General features: G+C 71.9%; 19 protein-coding genes. 14 read left to right on the forward strand and 5 right to left on the reverse strand.

What is annotated here, in order from left to right:
• Nucleotides 1-20: 20 nt before the first annotated feature.
• The gene (locus ACFWNV_RS19465; RefSeq protein ID WP_383948277.1) at nt 21-1346 is read right to left on the reverse strand and encodes a DUF2252 domain-containing protein; all 1326 of its coding nucleotides are present in this window, start codon (nt 1344-1346) and stop codon (nt 21-23) included.
• 159 nt (nt 1347-1505) lie between these two features.
• Here ACFWNV_RS19465 and dnaE point away from each other — a divergent pair, with 159 nt between their 5' ends.
• Nucleotides 1506-5051, forward strand: coding sequence for a DNA polymerase III subunit alpha (gene dnaE, locus ACFWNV_RS19470; RefSeq protein ID WP_383948231.1), 3546 nt, complete (start codon nt 1506-1508; stop codon nt 5049-5051).
• Nucleotides 5052-5131: 80 nt separating this feature from the next.
• On the opposite strand, the gene ACFWNV_RS19475 is transcribed toward dnaE, so the two are convergent.
• Nucleotides 5132-5302 (reverse strand): hypothetical protein, encoded by a 171-nt coding sequence (locus ACFWNV_RS19475; protein WP_383948234.1) that lies wholly within the window; start codon nt 5300-5302, stop codon nt 5132-5134.
• Nucleotides 5303-5525: 223 nt separating this feature from the next.
• Here ACFWNV_RS19475 and ACFWNV_RS19480 point away from each other — a divergent pair, with 223 nt between their 5' ends.
• Genes ACFWNV_RS19480 through ACFWNV_RS19495 form a run of 4 tightly spaced genes read left to right on the forward strand, consistent with a single transcriptional unit; the run spans nt 5526 to nt 9527 of the window.
• Nucleotides 5526-6890 (forward strand): NYN domain-containing protein, encoded by a 1365-nt coding sequence (locus ACFWNV_RS19480; protein WP_383948237.1) that lies wholly within the window; start codon nt 5526-5528, stop codon nt 6888-6890.
• 28 nt (nt 6891-6918) lie between these two features.
• Nucleotides 6919-7959, forward strand: a complete 1041-nt coding sequence (locus ACFWNV_RS19485) for an ABC transporter ATP-binding protein (RefSeq protein ID WP_383948240.1) — start codon at nt 6919-6921, stop codon at nt 7957-7959.
• Nucleotides 7956-8768: an ABC transporter permease gene (locus ACFWNV_RS19490; protein WP_383948242.1), complete on the forward strand. Its 813-nt coding sequence runs from the start codon at nt 7956-7958 to the stop codon at nt 8766-8768. The genes ACFWNV_RS19485 and ACFWNV_RS19490 overlap by 4 nt, the downstream gene beginning before the upstream one ends.
• A gap of 51 nt (nt 8769-8819) precedes the next feature.
• Complete coding sequence (locus ACFWNV_RS19495; RefSeq protein WP_383948245.1) at nt 8820-9527, forward strand: hypothetical protein; 708 nt, start codon at nt 8820-8822, stop codon at nt 9525-9527.
• A 105-nt stretch (nt 9528-9632) separates the two neighbouring features.
• Here ACFWNV_RS19495 and ybaK read toward each other — a convergent pair whose 3' ends face one another.
• Genes ybaK through ACFWNV_RS19510 form a run of 3 tightly spaced genes read right to left on the reverse strand, consistent with a single transcriptional unit; the run spans nt 9633 to nt 12506 of the window.
• A complete protein-coding gene (gene ybaK / locus ACFWNV_RS19500) occupies nt 9633-10121 on the reverse strand; it encodes a Cys-tRNA(Pro) deacylase (protein WP_383948248.1) in 489 nt (162 codons plus the stop codon).
• A gap of 10 nt (nt 10122-10131) precedes the next feature.
• Nucleotides 10132-10869: an LON peptidase substrate-binding domain-containing protein gene (locus ACFWNV_RS19505; protein ID WP_383948251.1), complete on the reverse strand. Its 738-nt coding sequence runs from the start codon at nt 10867-10869 to the stop codon at nt 10132-10134.
• A gap of 32 nt (nt 10870-10901) precedes the next feature.
• Nucleotides 10902-12506, reverse strand: coding sequence for an oxidoreductase (locus ACFWNV_RS19510; protein WP_383948254.1), 1605 nt, complete (start codon nt 12504-12506; stop codon nt 10902-10904).
• A gap of 182 nt (nt 12507-12688) precedes the next feature.
• Here ACFWNV_RS19510 and hisD point away from each other — a divergent pair, with 182 nt between their 5' ends.
• The 9 genes from hisD to ACFWNV_RS19555 are packed head-to-tail and all read left to right on the forward strand — an operon-like array spanning nt 12689 to nt 19728.
• A complete protein-coding gene (gene hisD, locus ACFWNV_RS19515; RefSeq protein WP_383948257.1) occupies nt 12689-14011 on the forward strand; it encodes a histidinol dehydrogenase in 1323 nt (440 codons plus the stop codon).
• Nucleotides 14008-15168 (forward strand): histidinol-phosphate transaminase, encoded by a 1161-nt coding sequence (locus ACFWNV_RS19520; protein WP_383948260.1) that lies wholly within the window; start codon nt 14008-14010, stop codon nt 15166-15168. Before hisD ends, ACFWNV_RS19520 begins: the two co-directional genes overlap by 4 nt.
• Nucleotides 15165-15758 (forward strand): imidazoleglycerol-phosphate dehydratase HisB, encoded by a 594-nt coding sequence (gene hisB / locus ACFWNV_RS19525; protein ID WP_215035049.1) that lies wholly within the window; start codon nt 15165-15167, stop codon nt 15756-15758. The genes ACFWNV_RS19520 and hisB overlap by 4 nt, the downstream gene beginning before the upstream one ends.
• Before the next feature lies 1 nt (nt 15759).
• Entirely contained in the window at nt 15760-15927 is a 168-nt protein-coding gene (locus tag ACFWNV_RS19530; protein WP_383948262.1) for a hypothetical protein, read from the forward strand.
• Complete coding sequence (hisH, locus tag ACFWNV_RS19535) at nt 15924-16574, forward strand: imidazole glycerol phosphate synthase subunit HisH (RefSeq protein ID WP_383948265.1); 651 nt, start codon at nt 15924-15926, stop codon at nt 16572-16574. The genes ACFWNV_RS19530 and hisH overlap by 4 nt, the downstream gene beginning before the upstream one ends.
• Nucleotides 16574-17308 (forward strand): bifunctional 1-(5-phosphoribosyl)-5-((5-phosphoribosylamino)methylideneamino)imidazole-4-carboxamide isomerase/phosphoribosylanthranilate isomerase PriA, encoded by a 735-nt coding sequence (gene priA / locus ACFWNV_RS19540; RefSeq protein WP_266877054.1) that lies wholly within the window; start codon nt 16574-16576, stop codon nt 17306-17308. The genes hisH and priA overlap by 1 nt, the downstream gene beginning before the upstream one ends.
• The gene (locus tag ACFWNV_RS19545) at nt 17305-17721 is read left to right on the forward strand and encodes a RidA family protein (protein ID WP_383948269.1); all 417 of its coding nucleotides are present in this window, start codon (nt 17305-17307) and stop codon (nt 17719-17721) included. The genes priA and ACFWNV_RS19545 overlap by 4 nt, the downstream gene beginning before the upstream one ends.
• Complete coding sequence (gene hisF / locus ACFWNV_RS19550) at nt 17718-18473, forward strand: imidazole glycerol phosphate synthase subunit HisF (RefSeq protein WP_266909499.1); 756 nt, start codon at nt 17718-17720, stop codon at nt 18471-18473. Before ACFWNV_RS19545 ends, hisF begins: the two co-directional genes overlap by 4 nt.
• A 31-nt stretch (nt 18474-18504) precedes the next feature.
• Nucleotides 18505-19728 (forward strand): MFS transporter, encoded by a 1224-nt coding sequence (locus tag ACFWNV_RS19555; RefSeq protein ID WP_383948272.1) that lies wholly within the window; start codon nt 18505-18507, stop codon nt 19726-19728.
• Nucleotides 19729-19985: the final 257 nt, after the last annotated feature.

Genomic DNA, 19985 nt, shown 5'->3' on the forward strand with positions numbered 1-19985 from the left:
GTCCTGCCCAGGGTCCCGCTCTAGGGCAGGATCCGGCCGTTGCGGAAGAGGTCCACGAAGATCTGGTGGTCGGCGCGGGCCCGGGCGCCGTAGGCGTGCGCGAAGTCCACCAGCAGGTCCGCGAACCCCTCCTCGTCGGCGGCGATGGCCGCGTCGATGGCCCGCTCGGTGGAGAACGGGACCAGCGTCTGGCCGCTCTCCTGCTCGTCCGCGGCGCCGTGCATCGTCGCCGTGGCCCGGCCCAGGTCGGCGACCACGGCCGCGATCTCCTCCGGGTCGTCCAGGTCGGACCAGTCCAGGTCCACCGCGTACGGGGAGACCTCCGCGACGAGCTGTCCGGCCCCGTCCAGCTCGGTCCAGCCGAGCCACGGGTCGGCGTGTGCCTGCAGGGCCCGCTGGGAGATCACCGTGCGGTGCCCCTCGTGCTGGAAGTACTCGCGCACCGCGCGGTCGGTGACGTGCCGGGACACGGCCGGGGTCTGCGCCTGCTTGAGGTAGATCACGACGTCGTTCTCCAGGGCGTCGCTGTGCCCCTCCAGCAGGACGTTGTACGAGGGCAGGCCCGCCGAGCCGATCCCGATGCCGCGGCGGCCCACCACGTCCTTGACCCGGTAGGAGTCCGGGCGGACCAGGGACTCGTCGGGAAGGGTCTCCAGGTACCCGTCGAAGGCGGCGAGCACCTTGTACCGGGTGGCCGCGTCCAGCTCGATGGTGCCCGGGCCGGGGGAGAAGCGGCGCTCGAAATCGCGGATCTCGGTCATCGAGTCGAGGAGCGAGAAGCGGGTGCGGCGGCGGGCGTGGCGCAGGGCCTCCAGCAGCGGGCCGTCGGCGGTGTCCAGCGTGAAGGCCGGAACCTCCTCGTTCTTCGCCCCGGTCGCCAGCGCGTGGATGCGCTCCCGGTAGGCGGCCGCGTAGATCCGTACCAGCTCGCCGATCTGGTCGTCGCTGAGCGCCTTGGTGTAGCCGAGCAGGGCCACGGAGGCGGAGAACCGCTTCAGGTCCCAGGTGAAGGGGCCGACGTAGGCCTCGTCGAAGTCGTTGACGTTGAAGACCAGCCGGCCCTGCGCGTTCATGTAGGTGCCGAAGTTCTCGGCGTGCAGGTCGCCGTGGATCCACACCCGGCCGGTGCGCTCGTCCAGGTAGGGGCCGCCGTGCCGCTCGCGCTCCAGGTCGGCGTAGAAGAGGCAGGCGGTGCCCCGGTAGAAGGCGAAGGCCGAGGCCGCCATCTTGCGGAACTTGACCCGGAAGGCCGCGGGGTCGGCGGTGATCAGCTCGCCGAAGGCGATGTCGAACACGTCGAGTATCTGCTCGGCGCGCTGCTCGTCGGTCGTCTCGGGAACCGCCATGGCGGGTGCCTCCAGGTGGCGCGGGGTGGATCGCATATCGGACACGGGTCCTTGGGTCTGCAACGGATGAAGCTACCCCGCCGTGCCCGGGAACTGTCACTCGGGCCACGTAGGATTCATAGCTGCCGCCCCCTCTCTCCCCGCCCGGAGGCCCCCACCGTGACCAAGACGCCGTTCACGCACCTGCACGTCCACACCCAGTACTCCCTGCTGGACGGTGCCGCGCGGCTGAAGGACATGTTCAACGCGTGCAACGAGATGGGCATGACGCACATCGCCATGTCCGATCACGGCAACCTGCACGGGGCCTATGACTTTTTCCACACGGCGAAGAAGGCCGGGGTGACGCCGATCATCGGCATCGAGGCCTACGTCGCCCCCGAGTCCCGGCGCAACAAGCGGCGCATCCAGTGGGGCCAGCCGCACCAGAAGCGCGACGACGTGTCCGGTTCCGGCGGTTACACCCACAAGACGATCTGGGCGGCGAACTCCACCGGGCTCCACAACCTCTTCCGGCTGTCCTCCGACGCCTACCAGGAGGGCTGGCTGACCAAGTGGCCGCGCATGGACCGCGAGACCATCTCCCAGTGGTCGGAGGGGCTGATCGCCTCCACCGGCTGCCCCTCCGGTGAGCTGCAGACCAGGCTGCGCCTCGGCCAGTTCGACGAGGCCCTGAAGGCCGCGTCCGAATACCAGGACATCTTCGGCAAGGACCGCTACTTCCTGGAGCTGATGGACCACGGCATCGAGATCGAGCGCCGGGTCCGCGACGGACTGCTGGAGGTCGGCAAGAAGCTCGGCATCCCGCCGCTGGTGACGAACGACTCGCACTACACCTACGCGCACGAGTCGACCGCGCACGACGCCCTGCTGTGCATCCAGACCGGCAAGAACCTCTCCGACCCGGACCGCTTCCGCTTCGACGGCACCGGCTACTACCTGAAGTCCACGGAGGAGATGTACGCCGTCGACTCCTCGGACGCCTGGCAGGAGGGGTGCCGCAACACCCTCCTGGTGGCCGAGCAGGTCGACACCACCGGCATGTTCGAGGCCAAGAACCTCATGCCGAAGTTCGAGATCCCCGAAGACGGTTACACCGAGATCACCTGGTTCAAGGAGGAAGTGCGGCGCGGCATGGCCCGCCGCTACCCCGGAGGGGTCCCCGACGACCGGCAGAAGCAGGCCGACTACGAGCTCGACGTCATCATCCAGATGGGGTTCCCGGGCTACTTCCTCGTCGTCGCCGACTTCATCATGTGGGCCAAGAAGCAGGGCATCGCGGTCGGCCCCGGCCGTGGCTCCGCCGCCGGCTCGATCGTCGCCTACGCCATGGGCATCACCGACCTGGACCCGATCACCCACGGCCTGATCTTCGAGCGGTTCCTGAACCCCGAGCGCGTCTCCATGCCCGACGTCGACATCGACTTCGACGAGCGCAGGCGCGTCGAAGTGATCCGGTACGTGACCGACAAGTACGGCGACGACAAGGTCGCCATGATCGGCACGTACGGAAAGATCAAGGCGAAGAACGCCATCAAGGACTCGGCCCGGGTCCTCGGCTACCCGTACGCCATGGGCGACCGGCTCACCAAGGCCATGCCCGCCGACGTCCTCGGCAAGGGCATCGACCTCAACGGCATCACCGACCCCTCGCACCCGCGCTACGGCGAGGCCGGCGAGATCCGGGCGATGTACGAGAACGAGCCGGACGTCAAGAAGGTCATCGACACCGCCCGCGGCGTCGAGGGCCTGGTCCGCCAGATGGGCGTGCACGCCGCCGGCGTGATCATGTCCAGCGAGCCGATCGTCGACCACGCCCCGGTCTGGGTCCGGCACACGGACGGCGTGACCATCACGCAGTGGGACTACCCCCAGTGCGAGTCGCTCGGCCTGATCAAGATGGACTTCCTGGGCCTGCGCAACCTCACGATCATGGACGACGCCGTCAAGATGGTGAAGGCCAACAAGGGGATCGACCTCGACCTCCTGGGCCTGCCGCTCGACGACCCCAAGACCTTCGAACTGCTCGGCCGCGGCGACACCCTCGGCGTCTTCCAGTTCGACGGCGGGCCCATGCGCTCCCTGCTGCGCCTGATGAAGCCCGACAACTTCGAGGACATCTCCGCCGTCTCGGCCCTGTACCGGCCGGGCCCGATGGGCATGAACTCGCACACGAACTACGCCCTGCGCAAGAACAAGCAGCAGGAGATCACCCCGATCCACCCGGAGCTGGAGGAGCCGCTCAGGGAGATCCTCGGCGTCACCTACGGCCTCATCGTGTACCAGGAGCAGGTCCAGAAGGCCGCCCAGATCATCGCCGGGTACTCGCTCGGCGAGGCCGACATCCTGCGCCGCGTGATGGGCAAGAAGAAGCCCGACGAACTGGCGAAGAACTTCGTCATCTTCGAGGCGGGCGCCAAGGACAAGGGCTTCAGCGACCAGGCGATCAAGGCGCTGTGGGACGTCCTGGTCCCCTTCGCCGGCTATGCCTTCAACAAGGCCCACTCGGCCGCGTACGGCCTGGTCTCCTACTGGACCGCCTACCTCAAGGCCAATTTCCCGGCCGAGTACATGGCGGGACTGCTCACCTCGGTCAAGGACGACAAGGACAAGTCCGCGATCTACCTGAACGAGTGCCGCCGGATGGGCATCAAGGTGCTCCCGCCGAACGTGAACGAGTCGGAGGCCAACTTCGCCGCCCAGGGCGACGACGTGATCCTCTTCGGCCTCACCGCCGTGCGCAACGTCGGCACCAACGTCGTCGAGTCGATCATCAAGAGCAGGAAGGCCAAGGGGAAGTACTCCACCTTCCCCGACTTCCTCGACAAGGTCGAAGCCGTCGTCTGCAACAAGCGCACCGTCGAGTCCCTGATCAAGGCCGGCGCCTTCGACGAGATGGGCCACACCCGCAAGGGCCTGGTCGCCCACCACGAACCGATGATCGACAACGTGGTCGCCGTCAAGCGCAAGGAGGCCGAGGGACAGTTCGACCTCTTCGGCGGAATGGGTGACGCGGACGCGAGCGACGAGCCCGGCTTCGGCCTCGACGTGGAGTTCTCCGACGTCGAGTGGGAGAAGGCCTACCTGCTCGCCCAGGAGCGCGAGATGCTCGGCCTCTACGTCTCCGACCACCCGCTCTTCGGCCTGGAGCACGTGCTCTCCGACAAGACCGACGCCGGCATCTCCCAGCTCACCGGCGGGGAGCACGGCGACGGCGCGGTCGTCACCATCGGCGGCATCATCTCGGGCCTCCAGCGCAAGATGACCAAGCAGGGCAACGCCTGGGCCATCGCCACCGTCGAGGACCTGGCCGGCTCCATCGAATGCATGTTCTTCCCCGCGACCTACCAGCTCGTCTCCACCCAGCTGGTCGAGGACACGGTCGTCTTCGTCAAGGGCCGCCTGGACAAGCGCGAGGACGTCCCCCGGCTCGTCGCCATGGAGATGATGGTCCCCGACCTGTCCAACGCCGGCACCAACGCCCCCGTCGTCCTCACCATCCCGACCGTCAAGGTCACTCCGCCGATGGTGACCCGGCTCGGCGAGATCCTGCGCCACCACCAGGGCAACAGCGAGGTGCGGATCAAGCTCCAGGGGCCGCGCACCACCACCGTGCTCCGGCTCGACAAGCACCGGGTCAAGCCCGACCCGGCGCTCTTCGGCGACCTCAAGGTGCTCCTCGGCCCGTCCTGCCTCGCCGGGTAGTCACTCCCCGCTCCGCTCCGCACGCGGGAAGGCCCGCCCCTGTCGACGGGGGCGGGCCTTTCCGTGTGCGTGTGGAGTCGTCAGTTGTGGCCGAACTTCTTTTCCCTCTTCTTGCCGGCCATCTGCAGCGGACTCGGGGCCGCCGGTGAGGAGGCCGGGGACGAGGACTCCATCGAACTCTTCGCCGGATCCTGTGAAGCCGAGCGCTCTTCGGACTTGGCAGGCTGCTGGCGGTTCTTGTTCTTGGCCATGGGATGCCTCCGTGGGGGGTGTAGGGGCCAGGGCCGCCTTCACACTCACACAGCGCCGTAAACGGCGCATTTTGGATCATTACCGCGTGTAGTCGGGGCTCCTGCCGGGCAACTCCGAGAGATACGCCACGCCGATGATCGAGTTCCGGCCGTCAAGGCCGTTGCCGTCGGGCAGACTCGGGGAAACCGCGAAAGACACAGAGGACCCCCAGGGAAGAAGAGGGTGGTACGCGTGGACCGCTGCGTCGTCCTGGTGGACGCCGGCTATCTGCTGGGCGCCGCCGCGAGCCTCCTCGCAGGAGAGCCGTCCCGCTCCCGGATCACCGTCGACCATGCGGCGCTCATCCAGGGCCTGCGCGAGCGTGCCGAAGCCGATACCGAGCAGCCGCTCCTGCGGATCTACTGGTTCGACGGCGCACCCGACCGGGTGCCCCAGCCCGAGCACCGGCGGCTGCGCGTCATGCCCCGGGTCACCGTCCGGCTCGGCGCCCTGACCCGCAGCGACGGCCGCTGGGCCCAGAAGGGCGTCGACGCGGCCATGCACGCCGAGCTCACCGAGCTCGCCCGCAACCGCGCCTGCTCCGACGTCGTCCTCGTCACCGGCGACGGGGACCTGCTGCCCGGCCTGATGTCCGCCAAGGAACACGGGGTCGCCGTCCACCTGTGGGCCGTCCAGGCCGCCGACGGGGACTACAACCAGTCCGAGGACCTCGTCGCCGAAGCCGACGAACGCCGCGTCCTGGACCGCACCTGGATCACCCGCGCCGTCCGCGCCCGCGACCTCACCGGACTCTGCGCCCCCGCGCCGGCCCCGCGGCCCGAGATCGCCGCCATCCTCTCCGCTCCGCTGCCCGAGGCCGCCCTCGCCGAGGCCGCCCGCGGCACCCGGCCTCCGGCCCCCGTGGAGCCCGAGGAGGGCGGCGTACCCGCCACCGCCGCGGCCACCACCGCCAACGGCAAGACCGTCCCGACCCCGAAGGACCTCGCGGGCGCCCTGCGCGCCCCCGGCGCCCCCGCCCCCGCCCCCGCCCCCGGGCCCGGCCAGGCCCTCGGCGGGGCCCCGGCGGGCAGCGCACTGCGCTGGTCCTCCGACAAGGGATGGGTCGACCGCGCCGGGCCGCTCGGCGAGCCCGCCGAAACCGCCTCGCTGCCCACCCTCGCCCAGCTCACCTCCGCCGAACAGCGCTGGGCGGACCGCGAGGAGGACATCACCACCGTCGGCGGCGACCCCTTCGAGGTCGGCCAGGTGTTCGCCCGGCGCTGGATGGAACGCCTCCCGGAGACCGTGCACCTGCAGAAGCTCGCCACCATGTACCCGCGGATCCCGCACCGGATCGACGGGGAGCTGCTGCGCTACGCCGCCCGCTTCGGACTCCTCGCGCACAAGGACGACCAGATCGACGAGCACGACCGGTACGCCATCCGGGCCGGCTTCTGGCGCGAGATCGACGTACGGGCCGCCGCGGAACACGTGGCCGGGACCGGATCACCGGCCGGCCCGGCCGCCGCCCCCGCCGCTCCCGGCACTCCCGCAGCCCCCGTCACGGCCCCCGTAGCGGTGGCCCCGGCGGCCCCGGCAGCCGAGTAGGGCCCGCAACCCCGTAGGCTGCTCCCTCGTGAGTACGGGGACAGCACAGGCGGATACGGACACGGCAGGGGCCGCGGGACCGGCCCCCGACGTGGTCTGCGCGGTACGTGACCTGGTCAAGACGTATCCCGCGGTACGAGGACGGCGCGGGGCCCCGGCCCTGCCCGAGACCCGTGCCACCGACGGGATCTCCCTCGACGTGCGGCGCGGCGAGATCTTCGGGCTGCTCGGCCCCAACGGCGCCGGCAAATCGACCCTGGTCCGCCAGCTCACCGGCCTGCTGCGGCCCGACTCCGGCTCCGTGACCCTGCTCGGCCACGACCTCGTGCGCCACCCCGACCGGTCCGCCCGGCTGCTCTCCTACCTCGGGCAGGAATCCACCGCCCTCGACGAGCTCACGGTCTCGCTGGCCGCCGAGACGACCGGCCGGCTGCGCGGCCTCGGCCTGCGCGAGGCGCGGGCCGCCCGGGACTCCGTCCTGGAGGAACTCGGACTGACGGAGATCGCCGGACGCCCCCTGAAGAAGCTGTCCGGCGGGCAGCGGCGCCTCGCCTGCTTCGCCGCCGCACTCGTGGGGGAGCGGCCCGTCCTCGTGCTCGACGAGCCCACGACCGGCATGGACCCGGTGGCCCGGCGGGCCGTCTGGGCCGCCGTCGACCGCCGCCGCGCCCAGACCGGCGCCACCGTGCTCCTGGTCACCCACAACGTCATCGAGGCCGAGACCGTCCTCGACCGGGTCGCCGTCATCGACCAGGGCCGGGTCATCGCCTGCGACACCCCCGCCGGGCTCAAGACGCGGGTGTCCGGCGAGGTCCGCCTCGAACTCGTCTGGCGTACCGCGCCGCCGCTGGAGCTCCCGGAGGTCGCCGCGCTCGCCGCGAAGGCCACCGAATCCGGGCGGCGCTGGGTGCTGCGGCTCGGACCCGACGAAGCACGGGCGGCGGTGGCCGCCGTGACCGGAGGCCCGGCCTTCGCCGCCCTCGACGACTTCACGCTGGCCACGCCGAGCCTGGAGGACGTGTACCTCGCCCTGGGCGGACGCACCTCGAAGGGACTGGTGAAGGCGTGAGCGCCACCGCCGCCACGACCACCGCCGCCGCCACGGACGCCCCCGTCACCGCCCCGGGCGTACTGGCACCCCGCGCCCGGTTCTTCCCGGCGCTGGCCGCCGTCTACCGGGCCCAGCTGTCCCGCGCACGGGTCTCGCGGATCCCCCTGCTGTTCGTGGCCACCTTCCAGTCCGTCGGGATCATGATCCTGATGCGGGGCGTGGTCGACGGGGGCTCCGAGGCGCGGGCCGTCGTCGCCGGTTCCTCCGTGCTGGTCGTCGCCTTCGTCGCGCTGAACCTGCTCGCGCAGTACTTCGGCCAGCTCCGGGCCAGCGGCGGGCTCGACCACTACGCCACCCTGCCCGTGCCGCCCGCGTCCGTGGTGCTCGGCGCGGCCGCCGCCTACGCCTCCTTCACACTGCCCGGCACCCTGGTGACGGCCGTCTTCGGCAGCGTGCTGTTCGGACTGCCCATGGGCGGACTGTGGATCCTGGCCGCCGTGGTGCCGCTCGCCGGCGCCGCCCTCGCCGGGCTCGGCGCGGCGCTGGGCCTGCTCGCACCCCGGCAGGAGCTGGCCACCCTCGCCGGACAGCTCGGCATGTCCGCGGCCCTGCTGCTGGGCGTCCTGCCGCCCGAGCGGATGCCGGACGTCATCGTCTGGGCGCGGGACCTGCTGCCGTCCACGTACGGCGTGGAGGCCTTCGCCCGCACCTTCGAACCGCACCCCGACTGGGCGGCGGTCCTCCTCGACCTCGGCGTGTGCGCGGGGGTGGGCGTACTGTCCCTCGCCGTCGCGACCTGGGCCTACCGACGGGCAGCGGTCCGCTGACCCCCGCCGGGGCCGATCGTTAAATCAAACACTTCCTGGCACGATGTGGGGGTGACCGAAGCCGTGACCCCCTATGACAAGCCCGACCAGCCGCCGTCGGAGTCCCCTTCGGCTCCGGGCGCGCCCGCGGCCGAGCCCGCCTTCTCCCCGTCCGACATCCGCGACGGGGCCGCCATCGCCCTCGTGACCGGTGTGGCCGGAGTGCTCCTCGGGCTGCTGTGGGTCTGGCTCGCACCGCGCGTGCAGTACGTCTCCAACGGCGAGGCAGTGTTCCTGCGGGACACCGAGAGCGAAGCGCGCATCGGGGCCGACGGGACCTTCCTGCTGCTGTCCGTCGGATTCGGCGTGCTGAGCGCGGTGGCCGTGTTCCTGTGGCGCCGGAGCGGGGGTGCGGCGCAGGTCGTCGGGCTCGCGGTCGGGTCGGTCTTCGCCGCGCTGGTCGGCTGGCGGGTGGGCCTGTGGCTGGGCCCGTCCTCGGACCTGGTGGCGGTCGCCCGGAAGGCGGGGAAGGGTGTCCCCTTCGACGCCCCGCTGGAACTGCTCGCGCACGGGGCGCTGCTGGGGTGGCCGATGGCCGCGGTCGTCGTGCACCTCGCGCTGACGGCGCTGTGGGGTACGCGGGATCCGGCGCCTGAGCTGTCGCTCTGGCCGTCGGGGTATTACCAGGCCCCTGCCGCCCCTGCCGCCCCTGCCGCCCCCGCCGACTCTGCCGGGCACCCGTCCGCGGACCCGTCCGGTACGGAGCCTCCGCGGCCGTAGGCCCTGCGGGGCGGAAGGCCCCTACCCGCCCTTCCACCGTTCCCCGGGCGCTGCCCGGACCCGGACCTCAAACGCCGGACGGGCTGGATACAGGCAGCCGGGGTGTCAGCCGCGGGCGATCGGGGTCAGGGTGGCTGCGGTCAGGGTGGCCAGGGTGGACGGGGCGAGTTCGACCTCCAGGCCGCGGCGGCCGGCCGAGACGCAGATCGTGGGGAAGGCCGACGCCGAGGCGTCCAGGACCGTGGGGAGGCGCTTGCGCTGGCCCAGCGGGGAGATGCCGCCCAGGACGTAGCCCGTGGTGCGCTCGGCCAGCGCCGGATCGGCCATCGCCGCCCGCTTGCCGCCCACCGCGCCGGCCAGGGCCTTCAGGTCGAGGCTGCCGGAGACCGGGACCACCGCGACCACCAGCGAGCCGTCCACATCGGCCAGGAGCGTCTTGAAGACCTGCGCGGGGGAGACCCCGAGGGCCTGCGCGGCCTCCTCGCCGTAGGACGGGTGGGCCGGGTCGTGCTCGTAGGCGTGCACGGTGAACTCGGCTCCCGCGGCCGTCAGGGCCACGATCGCCGGGGTGCCCGCCGGCTTCTTCTTCGCCATGGGTCCTTCGTCAGTTGGGGCTCGTCGGGGCGCGGGTGAGGTCCACGGCCGGGAGCGAGGGGAGGTGGCGGATGACGGCCGTCTCGGAGCGCAGCAGCTTCAGCTCCTCCGCGAGGCGGGTCGCCGTGTCCGGGGCCTGGAGCAGGCGCTGCTTCGCCGGGATGTCGAGCACCGCGGCCGCCGCGACCAGGTACGAGACCACCGACGGCTCGTCGGGGAGGTCCATGCCGGTCAGGGACCGTTCGCGGGCTCCGGCCAGCCGCTTCTGGTAGGCGCGGAACGCCCGCAGCACGCCCTCCGCCAGCGCGCCCGCGCCGTCACCCGCGTCCTCCGGGAGTTCCTCCAGCTCCGCCACCAGGAACGGGCCGGACGCGTCGACCGACAGCAGCCGGACCCGGATCGTGCCGGTCGCCATCACCTCGAAGCTGCCGTCCTCCCGCTCCCGGATGGAGGCCGCGTCCGCGATGCAGCCCACCCGGTGGAAGGCCTGGACCGGGTCCGCGCCGAAACCGGCGGCCGGCCCGCGCTCGGGGACGGCCGTCTGGTCGGGCAGGCCGGGCGCGGTCGGGGCGACCTCCCGGCCGTCGCGGATCGCGACGACCGCGAAACGGCGGGGCTCTTCCTCTCCCGCCTTCAGCAGCTCGCGCATCATGGCGCGATAACGCTCCTCGAAGATGTTCAGCGGGAGGACGAGTCCCGGGAACAGCACCGAGTTCAGCGGGAAGAGGGGCAGGCGAACGGTGGTCACGAGGCACAGGGTAGTGGCCGTGGCCAGCAGACTCACCCCCGCCTCAGGACGCGGGAGGCTCCCGCCGCGACCGTGGTGGCGAGGATCCAGCCCAGGATGACCAGGGCCGCCGTGCCCCACTGCCAGCCGCCGCGCAGAATCCACTGGTCCTGCTGGCCGAGGTCGATCACCGGGAGCAGCAGGTCCAGCGCGAACAGCGCCGCGTTCCAGTCCGGGTGCTCCTGCGCCTTGAGCGGCGGTGGCTCGCCGTGCAGCGTGAAGAGCGCGGCCCCGGCCGCCCACAGCACGGCCATCCACAGCGCCGCCCGGCCCGGCCGGTAGCCGTAGACCACCGTCCAGTCCTGGAGGTACCCCCACGCGCGCAGCGCCGGCGGCAGCGTCGCCCGGCGGCGCCGCTGCTTGGCCAGCAGCACCTCGCGGGCGTCCGCGTCCTCCCCGGAGGCCCGCAGGACCGCGGCGAGCCGCTCGTACGGTTCCGGGGAGTACTCGGGGCTGGCCGCCTCGATCCACTCCAGCCGGCGGGCCGGCGGGAAGTGGCCCCGGGGCGCGAGGTTCTCGTAGCCGAAGCCCTCGATGGACAGCCGGCCCGGGCGCTCCGGCCAGCTCGTGGCCGTGTCCACCAGCTTGACCACCTGCGAGCCCGACAGCACCACCCGGCCCCGCTCCGGCCGCTCGCCCACGAACCGCAGCTCCGGGGTGTGGATGCGGCGCAGCGAGACCTCCTGGTCCTCCGTGAGGGTGAACCGGGCCCCGTAGAAGTCCACGGCGTCCCCGAAGCGGCCGTCGTCCAGCCGCAGGCCGCCCCGGCACTCGAAATGCTGCGCTGGCTCGCCCCGCAGCGGGGTGTGGCCCTGCCCGTAGGGGGGAGTGGAGGAGCCGGGGTCGCCGAAGGCGTAGTCCAGGGCGATGGAGGTCAGGTAGAGGGTGCGCTCGACGGTGAGCTGCGGGGCGTTCAGCGCCCGCTTCCCCGCCGGATTGCTCAGGCGGGCCCCGCGCAGGCTCATCGACACGCCGACCTTGGCGCCGCGCAGGCTCAGTTCCCCGTAGGTGCGGAGCAGCTCGCCCTGGAAGTCCTGCGCGACGGACATGCCGTCGGCGGCCAGGGCCCGCCCCTTGGCGTCGCGCTGCAGCACCGCCTCGCTGATCAGCAGATCGGTGCCGATCTGGGCGTCGGTCAGCCGGATCCCGCGCGCCACCCGGCAGCGCGGCAGGTGCAGGTCGCCCTCCGTGTGCAGCCGGGCCGCGTCCAGCCGGGGTATCGCGCAGTTCACCAGGCGCAGCGTGCCGAAACGGGTCTCGGAGAGCTGCACCTCGCCGTCGAAGCGGCAGGACTGGAGCTCCACGTACGGGCTGACCGTGCCCCCGGAGAGGTCGAGGCGGCCGGTGATCCGCACGCCGCGCAGCTTCAGGGAGGCCACCCGGCCCGGCACCGGGCCCGGCCCGTGGAGCAGCAGCAGGGCCACCACGGCCGCACGGACGCTGCGCTCGGGGCCCCAGACCCGGTCGGCGTGCGGATCGTCCCGCTCGGCGGTGCGGGTACTGAGATCGCAGACGCTGCCGGTCCGGTACGCGTCCCACATGAGCCGTTCGGGGACGGTGAGATCGGCCGGTTCCCCGGCCGGGCGTGCTTCGGCCATGGCGGCCCCCCTCCGCTCGTCCGCGCGGACGGCACCGCGCGGTCCCTCCCGCTCGTACGCGCGGACGAGCCGCGCTTCCTGTCACGCTAGAGGGCCGCTGTGACATCGGGAAACGTCCGTGGCCTGTATCAGTCAGTGATACGGACGAACGGCGGCGCGAAGCGGTCTGAGAGAATTGCCAGGTGATCTCTCGTATCGACCTGCGCGGCAACACCCTCCCCGAGGGTGGCGCCCTGCGCGATCTGCTGCCCCGTGCCGAGTTCGACGTGGAAGCCGCCCTGGAGAAGGTGCGGCCCATCTGCGAGGACGTCCACCATCGTGGGACGGCGGCGCTGATCGAGTACGCGCGGAAGTTCGACGGGGTCGAGCTGGAGCAGGTCAGGGTCCCCGTCGAGGCGCTGAAGGCCGCCCTCGACGCGCTCGACCCGGCCGTCCGCGCCGCCCTCAAGGAGTCGATCCGGCGCGCCCGGATCGTGCACCGCAACCAGCGCCGCACCGAGCACACCACCCAGGTGGTCCCCGGCGGCACCGTGACCGAGAAGTGGGTTCCGGTGGAGCGCGTGGGGCTGTACGCCCCGGGCGGCCGCTCGGTGTACCCCTCCTCCGTCGTCATGAACGTGGTCCCGGCCCAGGAGGCGGGCGTGGAGTCCATCGCGCTCGCGTCCCCGCCGCAGGCGGACTTCGACGGACTGCCGCACCCGACGATCCTCGCCGCGTGCGCCCTGCTCGGCGTCGACGAGGTGTACGCCGCGGGCGGCGCCCAGGCCGTCGCGATGTTCGCGTACGGCACCGAGGAATGCCCCCCGGCGAACATGGTGACCGGCCCCGGCAACATCTGGGTCGCCGCCGCCAAGCGCTACTTCACCGGCAAGATCGGCATCGACACCGAGGCCGGCCCGACCGAGATCGCGGTCCTCGCGGACTCCACGGCCGACCCGGTGCACGTCGCCGCCGACCTGATCAGCCAGGCCGAGCACGACCCGCTGGCCGCCGCCGTGCTGGTGACGGACTCCGAGGAGCTCGCCGCCGCCGTCGAGAAGGAGCTGGCGCCGCAGGTCGCGGCCACCAAGCACGTCGAGGACCGGATCAAGCCCGCGCTGGCCGGCCGCCAGTCCGCGATCGTGCTGGTCGACAGCCTGGAGGACGGCCTCAAGGTGGTCGACGCGTACGGCGCCGAGCACCTGGAGATCCAGACCGCCGACGCGGCCGCCTGGGCCGCCCGCGTGCGCAACGCCGGCGCGATCTTCGTCGGCCCGTGGTCCCCGGTCTCGCTCGGCGACTACTGCGCCGGCTCCAACCACGTGCTGCCCACCGGCGGCTGCGCCTGCCACTCCTCGGGCCTGTCCGTGCAGTCCTTCCTGCGCGGCATCCACATCGTGGACTACACGCGCGACGCCCTCGCCGAGGTCACCCACCACGTGGTGACCCTCGCCGAGGCCGAGGACCTGCCCGCGCACGGCGCGGCTCTGAAGGCACGATTCGGGTGGAAGGTTCCGCAGGCATGACCGGCACCACTGACAGCGCTGACACTGCTGACACCGCTGACGGCGCGGTCGTCATCGGCATCGACGACCTCCCCATCCGGGACGAGCTCCGCGGCAAGACCCCGTACGGCGCCCCGCAGCTGGACGTGCCCGTCCAGCTCAACACCAACGAGAACCCGTACGGGCTCCCCGAGGCGCTCGTCGCGCGCATCGCCGAGCGGGTCGCCGAGGCCGCCCGCACCCTCAACCGGTACCCCGACCGGGACGCGGTCGAGCTGCGCACCGAGCTGGCTGCCTATCTCACCCGTACCGGCAAGCACCCGGTCGCCCTGGAGAACGTCTGGGCCGCCAACGGCTCCAACGAGGTGCTCCAGCAGCTGCTGCAGACCTTCGGCGGACCCGGCCGCACGGCGATCGGCTTCGAGCCCTCGTACTCGATGCACGCGCTGATCGCGCGCGGCACCGGGACCGACTGGATCTCCGGTCCGCGGAGCGAGGACTTCACCATCGACGTGGAGAGCGCCGAGCAGGCCATCGCCGAGCACGCCCCCGACGTCGTTTTCATCACCTCGCCGAACAACCCCACGGGCACCGCGGTCGGGGCGGAGACGGTCCTGGCCCTCTACGAGGCCGCGCAGGCGGCCAAGCCCTCGCTGGTCGTCGTCGACGAGGCCTACGTGGAGTTCAGCCACCGGGACTCCCTGCTGCCGCTGATCGAGGGCCGCCCGAACCTGGTGGTCTCCCGGACCATGTCCAAGGCCTTCGGCGCCGCGGGCCTGCGCCTGGGCTACCTGGCCGCGCACCCCGCCGTGGTCGACGCCGTACAGCTCGTACGGCTGCCGTACCACCTGTCGGCCGTCACCCAGGCGACCGCGCTGGCCGCCCTGGAGTTCACCGACACCCTGCTCGGCTACGTCGAGCAGCTCAAGGCCGAGCGGGACCGCCTGGTCACCGAGCTGCGGGGGATCGGCTTCGAGGTCACCGACTCCGACTCGAACTTCGTACAGTTCGGCCGGTTCGAAAACTCCCACACCGCCTGGCAGAAGATCCTCGACCAGGGCGTCCTGGTCCGGGACAACGGCGTACCGGGATGGCTGCGGGTCACCGCGGGCACCCCGGCCGAGAACGACGCGTTCCTGGAAGCGGTTCGCGCACTGAAGAAGGAGCAGCACGCATGAGCCGCATCGGACGGGTCGAACGGACCACGAAGGAGACCTCGGTCCTCGTCGAGATAAACCTCGACGGCACGGGCAAGGTCGACGTCTCGACGGGCGTGGGCTTCTACGACCACATGCTCGACCAGCTCGGCCGCCACGGCCTCTTCGACCTCACGGTCAAGACCGAGGGCGACCTGCACATCGACAGCCACCACACCATCGAGGACAGCGCCCTCGCGCTCGGCGCCGCCTTCAAGCAGGCCCTCGGCGACAAGGTCGGCATCTACCGCTTCGGCAACTGCACCGTGCCGCTCGACGAGTCCCTCGCCCAGGTGACCGTCGACCTGTCCGGCCGCCCCTACCTCGTGCACACCGAGCCCGAGAACATGGCGCCGATGATCGGCTCGTACGACACGACGATGACCCGGCACATCTTCGAGTCCTTCGTCGCGCAGGCCCAGATCGCCCTGCACATCCACGTGCCCTACGGCCGCAACGCCCACCACATCGTGGAGTGCCAGTTCAAGGCGCTGGCCCGGGCCCTGCGCTACGCCGCCGAGTTCGACCCGCGCGCCGCCGGGATCCTGCCCTCCACGAAGGGCGCCCTCTAGCGTGAACGGGCTCAACACGATCCTGATCGTCCTCGGCCTGTTCCTGGCCGGCGGCGTCTACTCCTTCAAGAAGCAGGAGATGCCCGCCTCGGTCGTCATCCTGCTCGCCATCGGCTCCGTGATGTGCCTGGTCGCCGGAGTCCTGCGGATCCAGGGAATTTGGGAATGAGCGCAGTCAGCCCCACGAAGAAGGTCGTCGTCTTCGACTACGGCTTCGGCAACGTCCGCTCCGCCGAGCGCGCCCTCGCGCGCGCCGGCGCGGACGTGGAGATCACCCGCGACTACGACAAGGCCATGGACGCCGACGGACTCCTCGTCCCCGGCGTCGGTGCCTTCTCCGCCTGCATGCAGGGACTCAAGGACGCCCGCGGCGACTGGATCATCGGCCGCCGGCTCTCCGGCGGCCGTCCCGTCATGGGCATCTGCGTCGGCATGCAGATCCTCTTCGAGCGCGGCATCGAGCACGGCGTGGAGACCGCGGGCCTCGACGAGTGGCCCGGCACGGTCGGCCCGCTCCAGGCCCCGATCGTCCCCCACATGGGCTGGAACACCGTGGACGCGCCGGCCGACAGCCAGGCCTTCGCCGGCCTGGACGAGGACGCCCGCTTCTACTTCGTGCACTCCTACGCGGCCCACGACTGGTCGCTGGAAGTCACCAACCCGCTGATCAAGGCCCCCAAGGTCACCTGGGCCACGCACGGCGAGCGGTTCGTCGCGGCGGTGGAGAACGGGGCCCTGTGGGCCACCCAGTTCCACCCCGAGAAGTCCGGGGACGCCGGCGCCCAGCTCCTCACCAACTGGATCGAGACCCTGTGATGACGACGTCGAAGAAGCTCGAACTGCTCCCCGCCGTCGACGTCCGCGACGGCCAGGCCGTCCGCCTCGTGCACGGCGTCTCCGGCAGCGAGACCTCCTACGGCTCCCCGCTCCAGGCCGCCCTGGCCTGGCAGTCCGCCGGCGCCGAATGGCTGCACCTGGTCGACCTGGACGCCGCCTTCGGCACCGGTGACAACCGCGCGCTCGTCGCCGAGATCACCGGCGCCATGGACATCAAGGTCGAACTGTCCGGCGGCATCCGCGACGACGCCTCGCTCGCCGCGGCCCTCGCCACCGGCTGCACCCGCGTCAACCTCGGCACCGCCGCCCTGGAGACCCCCGAGTGGGCCGCCAAGGCCATCGCCGAGCACGGCGACAAGATCGCCGTCGGCCTCGACGTACGCGGCACCACCCTCAAGGGCCGCGGCTGGACCAGCGAGGGCGGGGACCTCTACGAGACCCTCGCACGCCTGGACTCCGAGGGCTGCGCCCGGTACGTCGTCACCGACATCGGCAAGGACGGCACCCTCACCGGCCCCAACCTGGAGCTGCTGAAGAACGTCTGCGCCGCCACCGACCGGCCCGTCGTCGCCTCCGGCGGCATCTCCTCCCTCGACGACCTGCGCGCACTGGCCGGGCTCGTCGGGGCCGGCGTCGAGGGCGCCATCGTAGGCAAGGCCCTGTACGCCAAGGCGTTCACGCTCGAAGAAGCCCTGAAGGTGGTCTCCGCATGAGTTCCGACAACGGTTCCGCGAACAGCTCCGACGTCCGACGCATCTCCTCCGGCGGCGCCTACGAGGACGTACTCGGCTACTCCCGCGCCGTCCAGCTCCCCAACGGGCTGGTCCTGGTCTCCGGCTGCACCGGGGCCGACGCGGGCGGCCCGTACGACCAGACGAAGAAGGCCTTCTCCGTGGCCTTCAACGCGCTGGAGCAGGCCGGGCTCGGCCCCGAGCACGTGGTCCGCACCCGCCTCTACCTCACGCACGCCCGTGACGTGGAGGAGGTCGGCCGCGCCCACAGCGAGCTCTTCGACAAGATCCGCCCCGCCTCCACGCTGATCATCGTCAACGGGTTCGTGGACCCGAGCATGGTCGTCGAGGTGGAGGTCGAGGCCTTCGGCCCCGTCACCGGAGGCTCGGCATGACCCTCGCCGTACGGGTGATCCCCTGCCTGGACGTGGACAACGGCCGCGTGGTCAAGGGCGTCAACTTCCAGAACCTGCGCGACGCCGGCGACCCCGTCGAGATGGCCAAGCTCTACGACGCCGAAGGCGCCGACGAGCTGACCTTCCTCGACATCACCGCGTCCTCCGGGAACCGGGAGACCACCTACGACGTGGTGCGCCGCACCGCCGAGCAGGTCTTCATCCCGCTGACCGTGGGCGGCGGCGTCCGCACCGCGGACGACGTGGACAAGCTGCTGCGGGCCGGCGCCGACAAGGTCGGCGTCAACACCGCCGCCATCGCCCGCCCCGAGCTCATCCAGGAGATCGCGGAACGGTTCGGCCGGCAGGTCCTCGTCCTGTCCGTCGACGCCCGCCGCACCGCCTCCGGGTCCTTCGAGGTGACCACCCACGGCGGCCGGCAGAGCGCCGGCATCGACGCCGTCGAGTGGGCGCACCGGGCCGCCGAGCTGGGCGCCGGGGAAATCCTGTTGAACTCGATGGACGCGGACGGTACCAAGGACGGCTACGACACCGAGATGATCGCGGCCGTGCGCAAGCACGTCACGGTCCCGGTGATCGCCTCGGGCGGCGCGGGCAAGCTCGCGCACTTCCCGCCGGCGATCGCGGCGGGCGCCGACGCGGTGCTCGCGGCGTCGGTGTTCCACTTCGGCGACCTGCGCATCGGGCAGGTCAAGGACGCGCTGAGGGAAGCGGGCCACCCGGTCCGCTGAGGGGTTCGCTTCGCCCGTGGGGGGCCGGTTCGTGAACGGGAACGTGTGGCGGGACGGCAACGTCCTGCGCTGGCTGGCCGCCTACGGGGCCTCGCTCGTCGGGGACGGGGTCTACTTCCTCGCCCTCGGCTGGGCGGCCGCCCAGACGGCCGGCCCGGCCCAGGTCGGCCTGGTCATGGCCGTCGGCGCGATACCGAGGGCGCTGCTCATGCTCGGCGGCGGAGTGGTCGCCGACCGCTTCGGGCCCCGCCTGGTGGTCATCTCCTCCGACGCCGTGCGGTGCGGCGTCGTCCTGGGACTGGCGCTCGTCCTCGCCCTCGGCTCCCCGGGCCTGTGGGTCCTGGTGCTCGTCGCGCTGGTCTTCGGCATCGTCGACGCGCTGTTCATGCCGGCCGTCGGCGCGCTGCCGCCGCGGATCGCCGGGCCCGGGCAGCTCGTACGGGTCCAGGGGATGCGCAGCCTCGCGGAACGCGTCGGGCACACCGCCGGGCCGCCGGTGGCGGGGCTGGCGATGGGGCTGGGCGGGCCCGCGTCGGCCTTCGCGGTCGCTTCGGCGCTGTTCGGAGTCTCGCTGGTACTGCTGGTGGCGGTACGGATCGCCCCGTTGCCGGCTCCTTCGGAGCCCGTGGCAGTCTCGGGGGAGAGCCCCTGGACACAGCTCCGCTCGGGGCTCGGCTACATCCGGCGACACGGACTGATCGGCCCCCTCGTACTGTCCGGGGCGCTGAGTCAGCTCGGCACGTCCGCGCCGATGACACTGGGGCTGATCCTGGTCTCCGAAGAGCGCGGCTGGGGGCCGGGCGGGGTCGGCTGGATCATCGGCGGGATGGGTGTGGGCGCGGCGTCGAGCGCACTGGTCCTGACCCTGATCCCGCGGTTCCCCCGCGCCGGGGCCATCCAGAACCTCACCCTCATCGTCGGCTCCGCGGGCATCGGCGGGCTCGTGCTGGCGCCGAGCCTGCCGGTGGCGGTAGGGCTGGCGGTACTGACGGGGCTCGTCTGCGGAATCTGCGGCGGCCTCGCCATCGCCCTCATCCAGACGGCCACCGATCCCTCCTACCTCGGGCGGGTCAGCTCCGTCATGGCCTTCACGGCGGTCGGCCTGGCCCCGCTGGCCTATCCCGCCTTCGGCTTCGCCGCCGATCTGTGGGGGGTGACCCCGGTCTTCCTGGCGGGGGCGGCGGTGAGCATGGCGGGCGCGATAGTAGGCACCTCGGCCCCCGCGGTCCGCCGCGCGGAACTCGCCCTGGCGTGAGCCCGGCGTTGTCTTCTTGACGCGTTCCGGACTCCGTCGTCGGTGGCCCAGTCGGGGCTGTTGCCACGGCCGTCCCGGCGCGGGACCGGCGGGCGGCCGTGGCTGGTTCGACCCTGCGGGGCTGGGTCCCCTACCCGCCCTTCGCCCGTTCCCCGTGGCTGTGCCCCGGACCCGTTACCGGGTGCGGCACCGTTCCCGGGGGCCAGCCCCCGGACCCCTGCTCCTCAAACGCCGGAGGGGCTGGGTGTATCCAGCCC

The organism is Streptomyces sp. NPDC058401, assembly GCF_042722885.1.
In the GTDB taxonomy this organism is placed as follows: Bacteria; Actinomycetota; Actinomycetes; order Streptomycetales; family Streptomycetaceae; genus Streptomyces.